Genomic DNA, 17,245 nt, shown 5'->3' with positions numbered 1-17,245 from the left:
GTCATCGACGGGCCGCCCCTCTGTCATTTATCCCTTCGACTTGAAATTTGCCGCCTCGATGCCGTGCCGATTCAATAGCTTGTAGAAGTCGGTGCGGTTTCGCCCCGCCATGTTGGCCGCCAGGGTCACGTTCCCCTCCGTGGTGCGCAGCAGCCGGATCAGATACTCCTTCTCGAACTCGGCCCGCGCCTCGTTGAACGAGGGAATACCGCCACCGCCGCCACTCAGGGCCGACTCCACCATCGCCGCGCCTATCACCGGGCTGCAGCAGAGGCTGGCGAGCTGCTCCACCACCCCGCAGAGCTGGCGCACGTTGCCCGGCCAGGCCGCGGCGGCCAGCAGGGCCAGCGCCTCCGGCGAGAAGCCGAGGGCGGCGCAATCGGGGTGACGGTTGCGGTAATCGTCCAGCGCCTGACGGGCCAGCAGGGGGATGTCCTCGCTGCGGGCGCTCAGCGGCGGCAGGGTGATGTTGGCCACGTTGAGGCGGTAGAAGAGATCCTCGCGAAAACGCCCCTCTTCCATGGCGGTCACCAGATCCTGATGGCTGGAGCTGATGACCCGCACCTCGGGGGTACCCTGACCATACTCCGCCAGCACCTGGAGCAACTTGGCCTGGAGTGACTCCGACAGATCCCCTATCTCGTCGAGGAAGAGGGTGCCGCCTTTGGCCTCGGCAAACAGGCCGGACTGGCCATCCTCGCCAAACAGCTGCAAGTCCAGCACGGGCCAGGGCAGAGCCGCACAGTTGATGGTATGCAGCGGCTTGTCGCGGCGGTGGCTGGCCTGGTGCAGCGCCTGGGTCATCACCCCCTTGCCGGCGCCGGAGGGGCCCAGGATCAGCACGGGCACGTCCATGGTGGCGATGCTGCTCGCCTGGATCAGCAACTGCTCCATCTGCGGGTTGCGGGTCTGGATGAGGGACTGCCACTCCTGCTGCTGCTTCGGACGGGTCAGGCTGAGAGCATGTTCTATGGTGACCAGCAGCTCGTCCTTGTCGATGGGCTTGGTGAGGAAGCTGAACACCCCGGAGCGGGTCGCCTGGATGGCGTCGGGAATGGTGCCGTGGGCGGTCATGATGATCACCGGCATGCCGAGCCACTGGGACTGGATCCGCTCGAACAGCGCCAGCCCGTCCATGCCCCCCATGCGCAGATCGCTCAGCACCAGGTCGGCCCGTTGCTGGCGCAGCCTGTCCAGCGCTCCTTCGGCGCTGTCGGCGGTATCCACCTCGTAACCCTGGCTGCGCAGGCGCATGCTCATCAGCTTGAGCAGGCTGGCATCATCGTCCACCAGCAGAATACGGCTCATGCTCTCACCCCCTCTTGGCGAAAAACGCGGTCATTGCGGCGCGGTCCGGAGCTGTCATGGCTGACCTCCCCCATTGAGCTTACGCTGGTTGAGCTGCTCGTCGATGGCGGAGAGCTGCTCTATCTGCTGGCGTAGACGCTTCACCTCCTGACTCTGATCGTCGCGGCGGCTGTCTCGCACCAGCAGCTCCTCCCCGAGGGCGATCCAGCTGCGCAGGAAGGCCTGGGCATCGAGACCGAGCTCCGGCAACAGAGCTTTCAGCTGATCCAGCCCGGCCCGGCGGCTGGCCACCGATTCGGACGGGTGGGTGTTGACCATGGCCAGGCTGACCCGGCTCTCGAGGTCGGTGGCGCCGGCCAGTCGCTGGCGCTCCTGCATCCGCTGCTGGGGATGGCTGGCCAGCAGCCAGTCCGAGTATTGCAGGCGCACCTGCATCTCCTTGTTGGCAAACTCCATCCGCCTGGCGATCGCCTCCTGGGAAGGCTCGGTGAGGCTGGTAGAAGGCAGCAGGGAACAGCCAGCGAGCAGGCCCATCATCAATACGGGAATCACAAATCGTTTCATCTTGAATGTCACTTCAGATCCTGGTGGGGAACAGGCACCTGCCCGCTCCTCTCAATATTCGGTGTCAAGGCGCCACCCGCACCTGCGGGGTCGCCGCCACGCCCGTCAGCTCGGGCGCACGTTCAAATCCAGCCGGAAACAGACATCCGCCTGGGCATCCTCGATCAGCCTGAGCTCACCGCCCAGACTCATGGCAGACTCACGGGCAATGGAGAGGCCCATGCCGGAGCCTTTCAGCAATCCCTGGCGCACTATGCTGCCCTGCTCAAAGGGCTCGAAGATGCGCTCCCGTTCGTCTGGCGGGATGACAGGCCCTTCGTTGGCCACCTCCAGCCAGCCGCCGCCCGCTCCCGCCCCGGCGCGGATCCAGATCTGTCCGCCCCTGGCGCCATAGCTGACCGCGTTGGAAAAGAGATTGTCGAGGATGAGTCGCAGGCGGTAGGGCTCTGCCCGCAGGCTGATGGGCTCGGGCGGCAAGTGTACACTGATTTGCTTGGATTCCAGCGCGAGCCGGTACTCTTCGGACAAGTCTGACAACAAGGGCGCCAGGGGCACCTCGGACAGGGTGAACACCTCCTGCTGGCTGAGGCGATTGAAGTCGAGCAGCCGCTCGATCAGGGTCTGCAGACGGCGGCTGTTCTCCTCCAGCATCTGGCAGATCTCCTGCTGATCCCCGTTGAGGGGCCCCACCAGCTGCTCCGAGAGCAGATCAGCCCCCTCCCGCAGCACGGCAAGGGGGGTTTTCAGCTCGTGGGATACGTGGCGCAGGAACTGGTATTTCTGCTGTTCCAGCTCCTTGAGCTTGTCGTGCAGCCAGCTGATCCGCTCCCCCAGCAGCACCAGTTCGGCCGGGCCATCCACCGGGCGCTGATCCGGCTCGACGCCTGCGCCCAGACTCAGGATCCGCGACTCAATCTGACGTACCGGGTGGATGATGAGGTAGGTAAAGAGCAACACCAGCAGCAGGCTGAGCCCGACCACGAAGCCGCTGACCCACCAGATCTGCTGTTTCAGCTCCACGATGGCGCCCCGCATGCGGGTCACGTGATCATCCACCTGGCTGCGGGTGACCACTTCCAGTTGCTGGTTCAGTTCGTTGAAGTCGGTGAAACGGGGGCTGGTCGCCTCCTGCCTGGCCTTGCGCAGATCCTGCAGGCCATCGAGCCAGACCAGCGTCGCCTCGAGATCTCCGTAGACCTCGGCATCCGGAATGGAGTCCTGATGGGTCGCGAGCAGTTCCCGGTAGCGCACCAGCTGCTGCCGATAGCTGGCCAGGATGCGATCATCACCCAGGACCGCATAGCGGCGCAGGGTGCGCTCCAGATCGATAGCCTGGGTGGAGAGCAGCGTCGCCCGGCGAGTGTCCCGCACCGCACGTTCCATCTCGTCGCTGGTGAGCTGGCCCAGGTGGGAGAGAGCCTGACTGTCGTGCCAGATCATGCCCCCCAGGGGCATCAGCACCAGCACGAAGCCCATCAGTACTACCTGGAGCAGGGAGCGGGGCCGAACCTTGGTCATCTTCTGCGGTCTCGATTCGTCATGGGGGAGCCAGCATATCCGCACTGCCCCAAAAAGCAAAACCGGCCATAAAGCCGGTTTGATTGCTCACCGAGGCCGGATTCACGCCAGGCCGACGGACGCCACACAGATGACAATGATCATGGCAAGGGCCCCTGACGCGGCCAACAGTGCCCATTTCATTTCTACGCTCATGCAAACCTCCTTTCTGCCAATCAGCGTTGGATCACAACAGATAACGACATGTTAATTCATAGTGAATCCCATAACCGTGAGCTGCGTATATATTTCAGACGAGCCCAACCCAAGGAATGGAAAGCATGTTTTACCTCTGTAGCATTGGATCCAATCTCGACCCCGCCCTGCACGTCAGTCAGGTCGTCGCCGAATTGCTGGCCCGCTTTGGTCGCCTTCACCTGAGTTCCGTCATCCAGACCAAACCCGTGGGCATGCATTCGCGCCACGACTTCCTCAACTGCCTGTTCGCCGTCCAGAGCGACCTCTCCCCCGTCCAGCTCAAGGCCGAGTTTGTCACCATGGAGCTGGCCCATGGCCGGGATCGCAGCAACCCCCTGTGCAAGGTGGCGGACAGGCCACTGGACATCGACATACTGGCCTGCGGCGAACGGGATGACTTCGCCGAGGCCGGGGTGGATGCCTACCTGGGGGATCTGCTGGCGGAGATGTATCAGGGCGGCAGTGTGGACTCCGGCAAGGTGACCCTCGGCCTGCCGGGCAGCAAGGTGTTTGCGAAGCAGCGCATCGGCCAGGCCCCCATCCATCTCTGCCAGCAAGACGAGGCCCTGCTTCCCGGCAACGGCCACCCCGGCCCCCCTTCCCGGCACGCCGCCATCCGGCACCCTTGAGTCGTTCACACACATGAGGCGCCCAAAGGCGCCTCATGTCATGGCGGCCCGCCTTGCCCTAGATGACGGCGAGGGCGCGCCCCCCGTCCACCCGGATGCTGGCCCCGGTCATGTAGTCGTTCTTCATCAGCATCTGTACCGCCTGCCAGATGGGCTCCAGACCCCCTTCCCGCGCCAGCGGCGTCTTCGCCAGCACCTGCTGGCGCCAGTCATCCCCGTGCTCGTCGAGAAACAGGATGGGGCCAGGCTCTATGGTGTTGACCCGCACGGCAGGCGCCAGTTCGCGGGCAAAGCTCATGGCCAGGGAATGGGCTCCCGCCTTGGTGGCCACGTAGGCGGCAAACTGGGGCGCCGGAGCATGGATGTAGATATCGGTGATGTGGATGATGCCCCCGTTGGGCTGGCGGGCAAGGGCAGGGGCCAGCGCCCGGTTGAGCTGGAAGGGAGCCGCCATGTGTACCCGGTAGAACTGATCAAACTGGGCCAGCTGCACCGCAGGATCCGCCGCCTGGGGCTCGAAGGCGGAGGCATTGTGGATGATCAGGGCAAGATCCTCATGGGCCGCCAGCGCCGTCACCACGGCGCCCACCTCCTCTTCCCGGGTGAAGTCCGCCTGTACCAGCTCGACGCCCACGTCTCGCAGACGATCCAGCTCGGGCCGTTCGCTGCGATAGCTGCCCGTCACCTGCCAGCCAGCGGCCACCAGCTGCTCGCACAGATAGAATCCCAGGCGACGGCCACAGCCCGTTACCAATGCACGCATACACTCTCCTTGTGGTTGTCGCCCTCCCCGATCCATGCAGGATCGCACGGAGGGCCCATTCATCGGCCATGACCTATCGATGTCCGAGGCAAAACCCATTGGCCCCCTGTCACGGCCACCGGGCATAGTGGCCCCATCGACCTCCATGGAGCCACCATCATGCTACAAATTCGCGATCATATGCAGCCATTGACCCACTCACTGCACCCCGGCCTCGGTCTGACCGAGGCGCTGGACAGACTCCATCGGGCAAACTTGGGGGGCCTGCCGGTACTGGATGACCATCAGCACCTCGTCGGATTTCTCTCCGAGCAGGATTGCATTCCCGCCCTGCTCACGGGCAGCTATCACTGCGACACCCGTACTCTGGTCGAAGATCTGATGAGCCGGACCCCGCTGTTCGTCTCTCCTGATGACAACATCGTGGATCTCGCCCGTCAGATGGCCGGGGCCAGACCCAAGGTCTATCCGGTAATGGAGGGAGGCAAGGTGACGGGCATCATCAGCCGTCGTCAGGTGATGCAGGCCCTCAACACCCAGATGAAACAGTGTCAGGCAACCTGAGGCAGGCAACCTCGCACACGTTTCATGCCGACCACCCTCCCGCCCACAGCCGGCGAGTGGCTGGTCCACCCCGCCCGACTCTGCCACGGGGCGGCCTGTCGATGCAGCCCGCCCCCCTCCCACCGCCACCGTTCGTTTGTCCCCTCCCCATTTCAGGGTTTGCCATCCGTGGTCGTCTCTAGTTAGATAGGTGCCGGTCACAGTCCCTGCCGGATGCGACCCCGTCCCGAGTGCTCAGGAGATGTAACGTGCGACGCTTGCTCGTATTCTGCTTGCTGCTGCCCTGCTGGCTGTCAGCCAGGGAGCTGGTCATTGGTGGCATCCTGGAGCCCCCTCTCAAGTGGCTGGATGCACAGGGACACCCTCGCGGGCTGGATGTGGATCTCGTCACCGCCATCTTCGGCACGCTCCATACCCCCATCAGGATTGAGCTCATCGATTCGGGGGCCAGGCTCACCCGCAATGCCGAAAGCGGCTTCTATGACCTGCTGCTGACCCACTCCTACAAACCGGAGCGGGAGGCCTATCTGCTCTACCCCAAACAGGCCCATATGCTCCATAGCTGGCACTTCTTCATACGCAAGGAGTCCGCAGGCCGGATCCATTATGACCATCTGACGGATCTCAAACCCTGGCGCATCGGTGTCAACCGGGATTTCTCCTATACCCCCGAGCTCGCGGCAGCCATGACAGACCCGAGCTATCACTTCCAGGAGATCCCCATCAACCAGCTGCAACTGCGCAAACTCATCGCCGGTCGCATCGACGTGGTGCCCATGTCCCTGGTCACCGCCTTCACCCAGATAAGAGAGGAGGGACTGGAAGGCAAGCTCGACTACCTGCCAAAACCCCTCAAGACCAGCCCCTACTTCAATGTCTGGACCCGTTCCCGGGCCGATGCCGACACCCCGGCCCTGATGGCCGCCTATGATGCCGAACTGCTGCACATGAAGCGGGACGGCCGGCTCAAAGCCCTCTACGACAAATACGGCATCCCCTATATCGAACCCTGATCCCGACTGTCAGGGCTGCACGCCTCGCAAGATCGGCTATGCAGTGAGATCAGGGTTTCGCCTGTGAAATGGGTCTCCCGCGTCCCTCAGTCCTTAAGGTTTCACATCCCGCAGGATCGGGTTTTGCAGCGAAATCAGCGTCTCGGTGGACTGGATCTCGTCGATGGTCTGGATCTTGTGGATCAGTACCGTCTGCAACTCGTCGATGGAGCGGGTCATCACCTTCATGAAGATGCTGTAGTGGCCCGTGGTGTAGTAGGCCTCCACCACCTCGTCCAGCGCCTGCAGTTTGGCCAGGGCCGACGGGTAATCCTTGGCGCTCTTCAGGTTGATCCCGATGAAGCAGCAGACGTCGTAGCCCAGCTTCTTGGGGTTCACCTGCACCCGCGTTCCCTCGATGATGCCCGCCTGCTTCATCTTCTCTACCCGCACGTGGATGGTGCCCGGGCTCACCAGCAGTTGTTTGGCCAGCTCGGCGTAAGGCAGGCGCGCATTCTCCATCAGGGCGGTGAGGATGGCCTGATCGAGATTATCGATCCGATAATTTTCTGACACTTTTTTGCGCTCCTTTTAATGATTCATCATTAATTGATGGCTTATTTTGAAGAAAAAAACACACAAAGCCTATTTCAATTATCGAATATTGAATTTAGTTGGCATTCTGTTGAAGAATCACCGCATTCAACGGATTCACGACAGGTAATTCAGCATGAAACAGCACTACATCCGCAGCCAACAGCAGATCAGCTTCGTCAAAGAGATGTTCTCCCGCCAACTCGCACTGCAACTCGGCCTGATGGAGGTACAAGCCCCCATTCTGAGCCGGGTCGGTGACGGCACCCAGGACAACCTCTCCGGCTGCGAGCATGCAGTGCAGGTCAAGGTGAAAACCCTGCCGGAGCACAGCTATGAGGTGGTCCACTCCCTGGCCAAGTGGAAGCGCCAGACCCTGGGTCGCTTCGGTTTCGGCCCGGGTGAAGGCATCTACACCCACATGAAGGCACTGCGTCCGGACGAGGATCGTCTCAGCCCCATTCACTCCGTCTACGTCGACCAGTGGGACTGGGAGAAGGTGATGCCGGGCGAGCGCCGGGATCTGGCCTATCTGCAGGAGACGGTGCGCAGCATCTGGGCCGCCATCAAGGCCACCGAGCGCGCGGTCTGTGCCGAGCACGACCTGACCCCCTTCCTGCCGGCGGATATCCAGTTCCTGCACAGTGAAGAGCTGCTGACCCGCTACCCGGACCTCGATGCCAAGGGACGCGAGCGCGCCATCGCCAAAGAGCTGGGAGCGGTCTTCCTCATCGGTATCGGTGGCGCCCTCTCCCACGGCGAACGCCACGACGTGCGAGCCCCGGACTACGACGACTGGAGCAGCGAGAGCGAGCTGGGGCTGGCGGGTCTGAACGGTGACATCCTGGTGTGGAACCCGGTGCTGGAAGACAGCTTCGAGATCTCCTCCATGGGGATCCGGGTGGACGCAGAGGCGCTGCGCCGCCAGCTCGCCATCACCGGGGACGAGGATCGCCTGCAATATGACTGGCATCAGGATCTGCTGGCAGCACGCATGCCGCAAACCATCGGCGGCGGCATCGGCCAATCCCGTCTGGCCATGCTGCTGCTGCAAAAAGAGCACATCGGTCAGGTCCAGGTCGGCGTCTGGCCATCTGAAATGAAGGCTGCCATCCCAGGCATGCTGTAACGAATTGATTTGATTGCATCTGTCCTCCTATCGCGGCAACACGGCGCGGGACAGACGCGATAGCGAAGCTGGTCAGCCGGGGTGGAGAGCGTATCCCGACTGACTGTAAGGCGGGCATGGTCGCTGACTGTGCCTGCCGACCCTGGGGCTTGCCCCTGCGATCCGCTCAACCCACGTCAGATCGCATCGAATACATTCCTCCCGGCAATCTTCGGATTGCCGTTTTTTTTACGCCGAAAAACTGTGCTCAAAACCCGCCCCGATCTGGTGCTGGCGCGGCAACCCCGCCTTTCTGCTGCCGGTGCAGTGGCAGGCAAACAGCTTCTCTACCGCCTCCTCCTGCAGATAAGTGCCGAGCGCCACCGCCCGCTGCGGGCCGGAAAACTTCAGATGCAGGCCGCCGATGACGGCGTGGATCCGCTCATCGCCACACACCTCCTTGGCCCGCGCGATGATGTTCTCGGCCCCGGCGTGACCACAGCCGATGAAGACTATCAGACCCTGCTCGCTCTTGTAGACCAGCGCCGAATCATCGCTGATAAGGTCTTTCTCCACTCGCCCGCCCCGCACCATGTAACCAAGCAAGGAGGGTTTGGCCTGCTCCCGTCGCAGTATGGATCCCAGGAACACCAGCCGCTCGGACAGCCAGACCGGCTCAGCTGAACAGTGAGGGAGCAGCCCTCTCGTCGCCAGTTGTCGCGGATCCAGGTCGCCCGAGAGGCGGTAGAGGTTGTAGCGTCGGGGCAGCAACGGCAGGAAGTAGCCCCGCTCATTGAACACATCCGGACAAGCGATCAATGGAATGGGATCGGAATAGACGGGCAGGGAGCCGATGCCTCCTACATGGTCGTAATGACCGTGAGAGAGCACCACATGGGTGAGAGAGGCGAGATCGATCCCCATCACGACGGCGTTGTGGCACAGCGCCCGGCCACGGCCGCTGTCGAACAGCACCTTGAGTCCATCGCACTCCAACAGTAACGACAGTCCCTTTTCAGGCAAGCAGCCGGGTAGATGAACATCATCATCCACCAAAACGGAAAACGTCAGCATCTCAATCACCCTGAAAACAAAACGCAGGCACGAGGCCTGCGTTTTTCATCGACAATCCCATTACTGGGTCATGGTGAGGCCGTTGCTGTCGGCCCCCAGCCGCAGTGTCTTGCCCGGGATGACCCGACCGCTGAGCAGGGCCTGGGCCAGCGGGTTCTCCACCTTCTGCTGGATCGCCCGCTTGAGGGGGCGCGCCCCGTAGACGGGATCGAACCCGGCGTGGACCAGCTTGGTCAGCAGCTCCTCGCTCACCTCCACCTCGAAGCCCTGGGACTCCAGACGGCTCATCAGGCTCTTGAGCTGGATGCGGGCGATGGACTTGATGTGCTCCTCACCGAGCGGGTGGAACACCACGGTCTCGTCGATCCGGTTGATGAACTCCGGCCGGAAGCTGCGGGTCAGCACCTCCATCAGCATGGCCTTCATCTCGTCGTAATCCTTCTCGGAGTGGTGCTCCTGGATGAGATCAGACCCGAGGTTGGAGGTCATGATCACCACGGTGTTGCGGAAGTCCACGGTACGCCCCTGACCGTCGGTCAGGCGGCCATCGTCCAGCACCTGCAACAGGATGTTGAACACGTCCGGGTGGGCCTTCTCCACCTCGTCCAGTAGGATCACCGAGTAGGGGCGACGGCGCACCGCCTCGGTGAGATACCCCCCTTCCTCGTAACCCACGTATCCCGGAGGCGCCCCCACCAGACGGGCCACGCTGTGTTTCTCCATGAACTCGGACATGTCGATCCGCACCATGGCGTCCTGGGTATCGAACAGGAACTCCGCCAGCGCCTTGCACAGCTCGGTCTTGCCCACCCCGGTGGGGCCGAGGAAGAGGAAGGAGCCGATGGGGCGGTTCGGGTCGGACAGCCCGGCACGAGAGCGGCGAATGGCGTTGGAGACGGCGTCCACCGCCTCTTCCTGGCCGATCACCCGGCTGTGCAGCTGATCCTCCATCCGCAGCAACTTCTCCCGTTCCCCTTCCAGCATGCGGGCCACCGGAATGCCGGTCCAGCGGGCCAGGACGTCGGCGATCTCCACGTCGGTGACCCGGTTGCGCAGCAGGCTGGTCTCCTGCATCTCGGCCTGGGTGGCGAGATCCAGCTGTTTCTCCAGCTCCGGGATGCGGCCGTACTGCAGCTCGGACATGCGGCCCAAGTCCCCTGCGCGGCGCGCCACCTCGAGATCCTGACGGGCCTGCTCCAGTGCCGCCTTGATGTGCTGGGTCCCGGCGAGGGCAGCCTTCTCGGCCTTCCACACCTCTTCCAGCTCGTTGTATTCCCGCTCTTTTTCCGTCAGTTCCTGATTGAGCAGATCGAGGCGCTTGCGGCTGGCGTCATCGTCCTCCTTCATCAGCGCCTGCTGCTCCAGCTTGAGCTGGATGATGCGCCGCTCGAGCCGGTCCAGGGATTCCGGCTTGGAGTCGATCTGGAGCCGGATGCTGGCCGCCGCCTCGTCGATGAGGTCGATGGCCTTGTCAGGCAGCTGGCGATCCGCGATGTAGCGGTGGGATAGCTGGGCCGCCGCGACGATGGCGGGGTCGGTGATCTGCACATGGTGGTGCAGCTCGTAGCGCTCCTTCAGGCCACGCAGGATGGCGATGGTGTCCTCCACCGAGGGCTCCTCCACCAGCACCTTCTGGAAACGGCGCTCCAGGGCGGCATCCTTCTCCACGTACTGCCTGTACTCATCGAGGGTGGTGGCCCCGACGCAGTGCAGCTCGCCGCGGGCCAGGGCGGGCTTGAGCATGTTGCCCGCATCCATGGCACCCTCGCCCTTGCCGGCGCCGACCATGGTGTGCAGCTCGTCCACGAAGAGGATGACGTTGCCCTCCTCCTTGGCCAGATCGTTCAGAACCGCCTTGAGCCGCTCCTCGAACTCGCCGCGATACTTGGCTCCGGCCACCAGGGCCCCCATGTCGAGCGACAGCACCCGCTTGTTCTTGAGCCCTTCCGGCACTTCGCCATTGATGATGCGCTGGGCCAGACCCTCGACGATGGCGGTCTTGCCGACGCCGGGGGCACCGATCAGGACCGGGTTGTTCTTGGTGCGGCGTTGCAGCACCTGGATGGTGCGGCGAATTTCGTCATCCCGGCCGATCACCGGGTCGAGCTTGCCGAGTTCGGCCCGCTCGGTGAGATCGATGGTGTACTTCTCCAGCGCCTGGCGATTCTCCTCGGCGTTGGCATCCTCCACCTTCTTGCCGCCACGGACCTTGTCGATGGCTGCCTCGAGTTTTTCCTTGGTCAGCCCCTGGGCACGCAGCAGCTCGCCCAGCGTCCCCTTCTCGTCCAGGGCCGCCAGCACGAACAGCTCGGACGAGATGAACTGATCCTTGCGCTGCTGGGCCAGCTTGTCGCAGACGTTGAGCAGTCGCCCGAGGCCGTTGGAGAGCTGTACGTCCCCTTCCACCCCGCTGACGCGGGGCAGGCGATCCAGCTCCTCGCCGAGGCGCGAGCGCAGGGTATTGATGTCGAGCCCGGTCAGGGTGAGCAGCGGACGAATGGATCCGCCGTCCTGATTGAGCAAGGCGCTCATCAGATGGACGGGTTCGATGAATTGGTGGTCACGACCCAGTGCAAGAGACTGGGCATCGGAAATGGCAATCTGGAATTTGCTGGTCAGGCGATCGAGGCGCATTGCACTCCCCCTTCAAGACAGACGCCGCATGCGCGGCAACAACATCGCTTTCTGACAAGGAAGATGTGGTCTTGAAGGGCAATTTCAAGGGGTGGCTGTTTATTTTTTCCTCAACAGCGGTGACCGAGGGAAAACGACCTCGCAATGGCAGCCTGTACCCTGAGCCTGCTCGGCAGCAAGACATGGCCACCGGAGGGCCATCACCAGGGAGTGAAGAGGCGCTTGCGGCCACTCGCGAGCGCCTCTTCGGCTATTTTTCCAGCCATACAAGGGAGGCCATGCGACCCGTCTGCCCGTCGCGGCGATAGGAGTAGAAGCGCTCGCTGTCGCTGAAGGTGCAGTATTCGCCGCCATAGATGGCGGTGACGCCGGCGCGGGCGAGGCGCAGTCGGGCCAGCTGATAGATATCCGCCAGCCATTTCCCTTCGTTGAGGGATGGCACGAATGCAGTCGCCGCTTCCGCCTGCTCCGCCATGAAGGCATCGCGCACCTCGCCACCCACTTCGAACGCGGCGGGACCGATGGCCGGGCCCAGCCAGGCCAGGATCTCGCCAGGCTCGCAGCCCATGGCGGCGATGCTTGCCTCCAATACGCCCCCCTGCAGTCCGCGCCAGCCGGCATGGGCCGCCGCCACTACGGTGCCTGCCCGATCGCAGAACAGCACCGGCAGGCAGTCGGCAGTCATCACGATGCAAGCATGCCCCGCCTCATGCGCACAGGCGGCATCGGCATCCGGTACGCGCTCATAACGGTCGCTCACCGGATGGACGGCGATGCCATGTACCTGGTTGAGCCAGTTGAGAGTGCCGGGGATCCCCGCCACCTGCTGCAGTCGGGCGCGGTTGGCCTCGACCCTGGCCGGTGCATCGCCCACATGGGCCCCGAGGTTCAGACCAGCAAAGACCCCTTCGCTGATGCCGCCGTCCCGGGTGGTCGAGAGAGCCCTGACATTGCCCGGTGCGGGCCAGTCGGGTGCGATCCAGTTCATCTGTGGCTCCTTTCGTTCATATGAAAACGGGGCCCCTTGGCTGCAACCAGTCAAGGGGCCCCGCATCAGATCATGGAGGGCAGGTTACGGCAGGAATCGTCGCAAGGCCGCCTCCGGGATCAGTTCCAGACCAGATCGTCCGGATTGGCCAGGGTATCCGCCCGCAGCACTTCCATCAGCGCCACCATGTCCTGCGGCGTGGGGGAGTGCCACTCCATCACTTCACCCGTGATGGGGTGCGCCAGCTTCAGCATGGTGGCGTGCAGCGCCTGACGGTGGAAACCGCGCAGGGCCTCCGTCAGTTCGGGGGTGGCGTTGCGCAGCAGACGCAGACGACCGCCGTAGGCGGGATCCCCCACCAGCGGATGCTTGATGTGGGCCATGTGGACACGGATCTGGTGCGTACGGCCGGTCTCCAGCCGCAACCGCAGACGGGTGTGACCACGGAACTTCTCGTGCACCCGGTAGTGGGTGACGGACTCGCGCCCGTTGGGCACCACGGCCATGTGGGTACGCTGGGTCGGGTGACGACCGATGGGGGCATCGACGGTGCCGCCGGCGGTCATGTGACCGATGGCAATCGCCTCGTACTCACGGGTGATCTGGCGCGCCTGCAGCGCTTCCACCAGGTGGGTCTGGGCGGGAATGGTTTTGGCCACCACCATCAACCCCGTGGTGTCTTTGTCCAGACGGTGCACGATACCGGCGCGGGGGACCTCGGCGATGCCGGGGTAGCGGTGCAGCAGGGCATTGAGCACGGTGCCGTCCGGCGTACCGGCGCCCGGGTGAACCACCAGGCCGGCCGGCTTGTCGATCACCAGGATGTGTTCATCTTCATAGACGATGTTCAGCTCGATGTTCTGGGCATCCCAGCGGGTGTCGTCTGCCAGTTCCACATTCACATGTACCTGCTGCCCGGCCACCACTTTCTCGCGCGGGGTATTGGCAACCTGACCGTCCAGGGTCACTCTGTCCTGTAAAATCCACTCCTTGATGCGGGTCCGGGAGTAGTCGGGAAACAATTCGGCCAGGGCCTGGTCGAGTCGTTGCCCGAATTGGTGATCCTGAAATTCGCCTGTCAGTTCAATATGCTGGCTCATGTATGGTCTCTTGAGCGGGGGTATCAATTCGAAATAATCCGGGTATTCTAGCTTTTCTTTTAGCCAAGCATAACGGATACTTTGCCAATTTCGTGGAAATGGACCGGATGTTGTTGATGGGAAAGAAGTCTCACCTGCTGATGTCGCTCGCCTTGGTCGCTACCCTGATCACTGGCTGTTCCAGCACCAAACCCAAGGTTCCCGACGAACCGCCGGAAGTTCTGTACCATAAAGCCCGCATCAAACTGGATACCGGCAACTACCTCAATGCCATTGAACTGCTGGAAGCGCTGGACTCTCGTTACCCGTTCGGTGCCTACTCCAACCAGGTTCAGCTCGATCTCATCTATGCCTACTACAAGCAGGATGATACCGCCCAGGCGATCGCCAACATCGACCGTTTTATCCGCCTGAACCCGGCGCACAAGAACATCGATTACGTCTTCTATATGCGCGGCCTGACCAACATGGCGGCGGATTACAACTTCTTCCAGGATTTCCTCGGCATCAATCGGGATGACAAGGACCCCTCCTACGCCCGTCAGGCCTTCCAGGACTTCAAGACCCTGCTGCAGAACTACCCCAACAGCAGCTATGCAGCCGATGCCCGTGCCCGCATGATCGGCCTGAAGAACCGTCTTGCCCGCTATGACCTGGGGGTAGCCGAGTACTACGTCAAGCGTGACGCCCTGATCGCCGCCGCCAACCGCGCCAAGCTGATCGTCGAGACCTATCCCGACACGATGGAAACCGAGAAGGCGCTGGAGATCATGGTCAACGCCTATGACACCCTGAAGATGCCGACCCTGGCCCAGCATGCCCGAGAAGTGCTGGCCAAAAACTACCCGGACAACCGTCTCGGTCGCGGCTGAGTAGCGAACGGACAATGAAAAACCGGAGCCACTGGCTTCGGTTTTTTTATGGCCGACGGCGGCACTCCGGGGTCACTGGTGCTTACCCTGCTGCTTGGCCCGCATGATGTTGATGATCTCGATGTCGGTATCCAGCATCCCCTCCCTGGAGAGGCGGCCCAGGTTGGCGATGGTCTGGTCCACGTCGTCCGAGACGATGCCTTCGCTCTGGGGCACACGCAGGTTGTTGATGGCCATCAGCGAGGATTTCACCGCCGCCGAGGTGGAGGTGGAGACCTTCATAGAGCAGGCGCTGCCGGCGCCGTCGCAGATGATGCCGGAAACATCCCCAATCATGTTGTTGATGCAGTGGCTGATCTGCTCGAACTGGCCCCCCAGCAGCCAGGTGATGGCGGCCCCCGATCCCATGGCGGCGGTACTGGCGGCACACAGGGCGGAGAGCTTGTTCTGGTAGGCCTTGATGTAGATGGCCACCAGGTGGCTCATCACCAGGGCACGGGCCAGCTGCTCGTCATCGGCCTTGAGGAAGCGGGCGGCGGCGACCACCGGCATGGTGGCGGCAATGCCCTGGTTGCCGGAACCGGAGTTGGACATGGCGGGCAGCATGGCGCCATCCATCCGCGCATCGGAGGCGGCAGACGACAGGCGCATGGCCAGGGTCATCAGATCGTCGGAAAGCAGCTTGCGTTCCACCTGGTCGGTGAGGATCTTGCCGATGCGCAGGCCATAGCCCTGCAGCCCTTCGTCCGCCAGCGCCTGGTTCATGGTGGCCGCCTCGCGGATGAAGTCGATCTCGGCCAGCGGCACCTCCAGGGCGAAGGCCACGATCTCCTTCAGGGTCATGGCGGGCTTGTCGGCCTTGGCTGGCTGGATCTGCACCCCGGGGGCGCTGTCCTGCACCATCAGCACCTCGCCATCCTTCTCCATCAGCACGATGCGGGTGTGGTCGGTACAGATCACCACCCGGGCGCTGTGCCCCTCCACTTCGGCCAGCACCTCGGCGTAGAGCACGTCGGGCACATCCTTCACATCCACCTCTATGGTGGGCAGCAGCCCCTTGGCCGCCTCGACCTGATCCGGTGTGAGGCTCTTGAGCACCTCCAGCCCGGCACCCGGGTTGCCACCGGTGATGCCCACTGCGGCGGCCACCGGCAGGCCGATCATGCCGGTGCCGGGCACGCCGACCCCCATGCCGTTCTTGAACAGATTGCCGCTGACCCAGACGCGGGTGCGAGTCGGTACCTGCCCCAGCAGCTTGCGGCAGTTGGCCGCCGCCAGGGCGACCGACATGGGCTCGGTGCAGCCGAGGGCCGGCACCACTTCACGCTTGAGCAGGGTAATAAAGTCGGTCCATTGTGCGTTCATTGCGATATGTCTCATGTTCATGACGCCCACGTGCGGGCTCGTCATTGTTGTTCGGCCAGTTCCGCCTTGTGATTGCGGATATGCAGGTAAACGGTATGGCGGGAGATGCCGAGCAGTTCGGCCACCAGTTGGGCGGCATCCTTGATCTCGAAGATCCCCATGTCGTAGAGCCGGTGCACGATCGCCTTGTTGCGCACGTTGCTGCCCAGCCCGGGATCCCTGTCCACCTTGGCGATCACCTGCGCCACCAGATCATCCACCGAGCTGGCGAAGGTCTCGGTGCCGTGGGCAGGGGGCACTGCGGGCGGGGCAAAGGTGTCGAGCAGGCTGCCAAGGGGCGTGTCCAGGCTGAAATTCACGCACAGCATGCCGATGGGTTTGCCCTCGCGGTTGCTGATGGTGATGGACGAGGACTTCAGCAGGGAGCCCTCCCGGGTGCGGGAAAAATAGCTGCTCCACTGGCTGCCGGCAGCACTGTGCAACTTGTCGAGCGCAAAATCGGTGACCGGCGCTCCCTCCTGGCGGCCGGTGATGTGGCCGTTGGCAATCTTGATGACGGAGGCGTGCAGACTGTCAAAGGCGTGCAGCACCACCTCGCAGCCCGGGCCAAACAGGGCGGACAGCGCCGCCACCGCAGGCTCGAAGCTGGCGATCAGATGGCGCTCTTCATCGGTCAGTGTGCTGGCGTCGCGCAAGGGAGCTACCTCGGTCATGGGGTCATCCGGTCAACGTTGGGTAAGGATATTCACAGCGGACTCAAATAAAATTGAGCAAATCCGCTTTTTGCGCGGGCATTATGCCCGACTGGTGAGACAACACCACAAAATGTGAGCAAAATCACGACTGAAATGACAAAAAGGCCCCATGAGAGGCCTTTAAGGTGGTTTTTTGGTGCTTTTGCTCAACTTTAATTGAGCCAGGGCTCGTCAGTCAGT

General features: G+C 62.8%; 17 protein-coding genes. 5 read left to right on the top strand and 12 right to left on the bottom strand.

Annotation, left to right across the window (positions count from 1 at the left end; genetic code table 11):
- Positions 1 to 27 precede the first annotated feature (27 nt).
- The 4 genes from AB5Y70_RS03130 to AB5Y70_RS03115 form a co-directional block, all read right to left on the bottom strand.
- Positions 28 to 1,308 carry a sigma 54-interacting transcriptional regulator gene (locus AB5Y70_RS03130; RefSeq protein WP_041214273.1) on the bottom strand — a complete coding sequence of 427 codons (1,281 nt, stop codon included), beginning with the start codon at positions 1,306 to 1,308 and terminating at the stop codon, positions 28 to 30.
- A gap of 54 nt (positions 1,309 to 1,362) precedes the next feature.
- On the bottom strand, positions 1,363 to 1,872 hold the full coding sequence (locus AB5Y70_RS03125; protein WP_053288189.1) for a hypothetical protein: 510 nt from the start codon (positions 1,870 to 1,872) through the stop codon (positions 1,363 to 1,365).
- A 105-nt stretch (positions 1,873 to 1,977) separates the two neighbouring features.
- Entirely contained in the window at positions 1,978 to 3,390 is a 1,413-nt protein-coding gene (locus tag AB5Y70_RS03120) for a sensor histidine kinase KdpD (RefSeq protein ID WP_045522797.1), read from the bottom strand.
- Between the two features lie 102 nt (positions 3,391 to 3,492).
- Complete coding sequence (locus AB5Y70_RS03115) at positions 3,493 to 3,585, bottom strand: YnhF family membrane protein (protein ID WP_010675981.1); 93 nt, start codon at positions 3,583 to 3,585, stop codon at positions 3,493 to 3,495.
- Between the two features lie 125 nt (positions 3,586 to 3,710).
- On the opposite strand from AB5Y70_RS03115, the gene folK reads away from it, so the two are divergent.
- A complete protein-coding gene (gene folK / locus AB5Y70_RS03110) occupies positions 3,711 to 4,256 on the top strand; it encodes a 2-amino-4-hydroxy-6-hydroxymethyldihydropteridine diphosphokinase (RefSeq protein WP_053288038.1) in 546 nt (181 codons plus the stop codon).
- 58 nt (positions 4,257 to 4,314) lie between these two features.
- Here folK and AB5Y70_RS03105 read toward each other — a convergent pair whose 3' ends face one another.
- Positions 4,315 to 5,019, bottom strand: coding sequence for an SDR family oxidoreductase (locus AB5Y70_RS03105; RefSeq protein WP_039039618.1), 705 nt, complete (start codon positions 5,017 to 5,019; stop codon positions 4,315 to 4,317).
- 159 nt (positions 5,020 to 5,178) lie between these two features.
- Between AB5Y70_RS03105 and AB5Y70_RS03100 the strand changes: the two genes are divergently transcribed.
- Positions 5,179 to 5,583: a CBS domain-containing protein gene (locus AB5Y70_RS03100; RefSeq protein WP_103243872.1), complete on the top strand. Its 405-nt coding sequence runs from the start codon at positions 5,179 to 5,181 to the stop codon at positions 5,581 to 5,583.
- 248 nt (positions 5,584 to 5,831) lie between these two features.
- A complete protein-coding gene (locus AB5Y70_RS03095) occupies positions 5,832 to 6,596 on the top strand; it encodes a substrate-binding periplasmic protein (RefSeq protein ID WP_368175931.1) in 765 nt (254 codons plus the stop codon).
- 93 nt (positions 6,597 to 6,689) lie between these two features.
- Here AB5Y70_RS03095 and asnC read toward each other — a convergent pair whose 3' ends face one another.
- Positions 6,690 to 7,151: a transcriptional regulator AsnC gene (asnC, locus tag AB5Y70_RS03090; RefSeq protein WP_010675986.1), complete on the bottom strand. Its 462-nt coding sequence runs from the start codon at positions 7,149 to 7,151 to the stop codon at positions 6,690 to 6,692.
- Positions 7,152 to 7,305: 154 nt separating this feature from the next.
- On the opposite strand from asnC, the gene asnA reads away from it, so the two are divergent.
- Positions 7,306 to 8,298 carry an aspartate--ammonia ligase gene (asnA, locus tag AB5Y70_RS03085; RefSeq protein WP_103243873.1) on the top strand — a complete coding sequence of 331 codons (993 nt, stop codon included), beginning with the start codon at positions 7,306 to 7,308 and terminating at the stop codon, positions 8,296 to 8,298.
- Positions 8,299 to 8,526: 228 nt separating this feature from the next.
- On the opposite strand, the gene AB5Y70_RS03080 is transcribed toward asnA, so the two are convergent.
- The 4 genes from AB5Y70_RS03080 to rluD all read right to left on the bottom strand — a co-directional run bounded on the left by AB5Y70_RS03080 (position 8,527) and on the right by rluD (position 14,073).
- Positions 8,527 to 9,351, bottom strand: a complete 825-nt coding sequence (locus AB5Y70_RS03080) for an MBL fold metallo-hydrolase (protein ID WP_103243874.1) — start codon at positions 9,349 to 9,351, stop codon at positions 8,527 to 8,529.
- Positions 9,352 to 9,411: 60 nt separating this feature from the next.
- Positions 9,412 to 11,985 (bottom strand): ATP-dependent chaperone ClpB, encoded by a 2,574-nt coding sequence (gene clpB, locus AB5Y70_RS03075; protein WP_052816170.1) that lies wholly within the window; start codon positions 11,983 to 11,985, stop codon positions 9,412 to 9,414.
- Positions 11,986 to 12,235: 250 nt separating this feature from the next.
- Positions 12,236 to 12,973: a peptidoglycan editing factor PgeF gene (gene pgeF, locus AB5Y70_RS03070; RefSeq protein WP_103243875.1), complete on the bottom strand. Its 738-nt coding sequence runs from the start codon at positions 12,971 to 12,973 to the stop codon at positions 12,236 to 12,238.
- Positions 12,974 to 13,092: 119 nt separating this feature from the next.
- Positions 13,093 to 14,073, bottom strand: coding sequence for a 23S rRNA pseudouridine(1911/1915/1917) synthase RluD (gene rluD / locus AB5Y70_RS03065; RefSeq protein ID WP_010675991.1), 981 nt, complete (start codon positions 14,071 to 14,073; stop codon positions 13,093 to 13,095).
- A gap of 116 nt (positions 14,074 to 14,189) precedes the next feature.
- On the opposite strand from rluD, the gene AB5Y70_RS03060 reads away from it, so the two are divergent.
- On the top strand, positions 14,190 to 14,945 hold the full coding sequence (locus AB5Y70_RS03060; RefSeq protein WP_199767275.1) for an outer membrane protein assembly factor BamD: 756 nt from the start codon (positions 14,190 to 14,192) through the stop codon (positions 14,943 to 14,945).
- 72 nt (positions 14,946 to 15,017) lie between these two features.
- On the opposite strand, the gene AB5Y70_RS03055 is transcribed toward AB5Y70_RS03060, so the two are convergent.
- Both AB5Y70_RS03055 and AB5Y70_RS03050 read right to left on the bottom strand, forming a co-directional pair.
- Positions 15,018 to 16,325, bottom strand: coding sequence for a serine dehydratase subunit alpha family protein (locus AB5Y70_RS03055; protein ID WP_199767377.1), 1,308 nt, complete (start codon positions 16,323 to 16,325; stop codon positions 15,018 to 15,020).
- Between the two features lie 26 nt (positions 16,326 to 16,351).
- A complete protein-coding gene (locus tag AB5Y70_RS03050) occupies positions 16,352 to 17,023 on the bottom strand; it encodes a transcriptional regulator (RefSeq protein WP_043153940.1) in 672 nt (223 codons plus the stop codon).
- Between the last annotated feature and the right edge of the window lie 222 nt (positions 17,024 to 17,245).

Source organism: Aeromonas sp. s1(2024), from assembly GCF_040908005.1.
Taxonomy (GTDB): Bacteria; Pseudomonadota; Gammaproteobacteria; order Enterobacterales; family Aeromonadaceae; genus Aeromonas; species Aeromonas caviae.
Note: the sequence above shows the minus strand (reverse complement) of the source record. Positions and strands in the feature narration are given on the sequence as shown.